At 63.9% G+C, this 1,413-nt stretch carries 2 protein-coding genes; both read right to left on the bottom strand.

What is annotated here, in order from left to right; genetic code table 11:
• Positions 1–12 precede the first annotated feature (12 nt).
• Positions 13–309: a hypothetical protein gene (locus HZZ13_RS37070; protein WP_246504701.1), complete on the bottom strand. Its 297-nt coding sequence runs from the start codon at positions 307–309 to the stop codon at positions 13–15.
• Positions 310–312: 3 nt separating this feature from the next.
• Positions 313–1,224: an IS4 family transposase gene (locus tag HZZ13_RS36285; RefSeq protein WP_246504700.1), complete on the bottom strand. Its 912-nt coding sequence runs from the start codon at positions 1,222–1,224 to the stop codon at positions 313–315.
• Positions 1,225–1,413 lie beyond the last annotated feature (189 nt).

The raw sequence follows: 1,413 nt of genomic DNA, 5'->3' as shown, positions 1-1,413 counted from the left end.
GGGCTACCGGATTCACAGATCACCTCCGGGGATCATTAGCTTTGCACCGCGCTTCATGGCCTGGAACTCGAGCCAGCCCTCGAGCATGACGATCGGGCCTGGCTTGCCGTAATAGCCGGTCCATCCGCCGAGGCGCGCGCAGACCCAAGCTGCGCGCGCCAGTGATCCCTTCGGATGGGGATTTTTCTGTCGCTCCGTCTTGCCTTCAAGTTGAGCGCAACAGGCTTCCAGCAGGGGAACGTCCTCGGGCTCGAATGCATCGCTCAGGGGCCGCAGAGGCCCTGGGCCGCCGTCACGCGCCTGCACCAATTGTTAGATGCATACAGCCGCGATCAGCGTCGCAGTGATGAGCCGGTTACGAGGCGCGCTGTCTTCGATCTGCAGGCCTTCAATGTCGAAGCCGTCGGTCTTGAGGGTGCGGAACAGCTGTTCAATCGTCCAGCGCCGCCGATAGAGACCGACCACCTGCCAGGCTTGCGCCTCGCTGTCGATTGCGTGCGTGGTCAGAAGCCGCCAGTGGATCGGCGCTTCGCCGCTTGGCGGAGCAACCTCGCGAACATCGATGACGTTCACGGCCACGCTTTCCGGCAAATGGGCGCGCAATCCATGCTTCGGTCGAACCAGACTTGCCGGCATGAAGCGAAGCTCGAATTGCGCAGTTCGCCGCCTGCGCCCGGGCTTGGCGGGAAGCTCCAACTCGGCACGCCCCATCACAGCCATTGCATCGGCTTGGGCAAACAGCGCCTGGCCGTCGGCCAGCGCGCGGTCATGAGCCGCGCGGACCAGCAGTTCGACGCCTTCCGAACGCAAGGCAAACGCCTCGAAGATATCGCTCTCACGATCGGCTATCACGGTGACAGAGGCCGCGCCCGCACACACCGAGGCCGCCTGCTCGGCACCTTCCAGCCACCGGAAGCTCTCTTTCTCCTCAATCGGTGTGGATCGCCGGGCTGCACGCCGGCCGCCATGGCGCTCCAAGAAGCAGCCGTCGATCAGTCCCAGGATTGCGCCATCCTCGGCATCCAGAGCCAATACGGCATGCAGATACTCGCCTCCCCCGCCTTCCGAACGCAGCACGGTCGTGTCCTGGATCGCCAGCACATGCCGCCCCAAGCAACGTTCCGAGGTCCGTCTGGCCGCCTCCGCCAGCATCTCCTCGCAGGTGAACGCCTCGTTACGCAATAGCCGGGTCAGGCGAATCTCTCCCGCCCGATTGCCGCCCAATCGACGCACCCGCAGCTTTCGGCCGCCCGACGCGACCAGCCGGCCCAGGAGAAAGGCCCCCCTTTTTCCAGGCGACGGTCGCCAAACCGTCCCAGTCCAAGCTCCATGCCATCCTCCTCGACAATGAGAACAACACGGAATCAGACATTCTGCCCGTCTTCAACTTCGATGTGTGAATGCCGTAGCCCT

The sequence above is a fragment of the Bradyrhizobium agreste genome (assembly GCF_016031625.1).
Taxonomy (GTDB): Bacteria; Pseudomonadota; Alphaproteobacteria; order Rhizobiales; family Xanthobacteraceae; genus Bradyrhizobium; species Bradyrhizobium agreste.
Note: the sequence above shows the minus strand (reverse complement) of the source record. Positions and strands in the feature narration are given on the sequence as shown.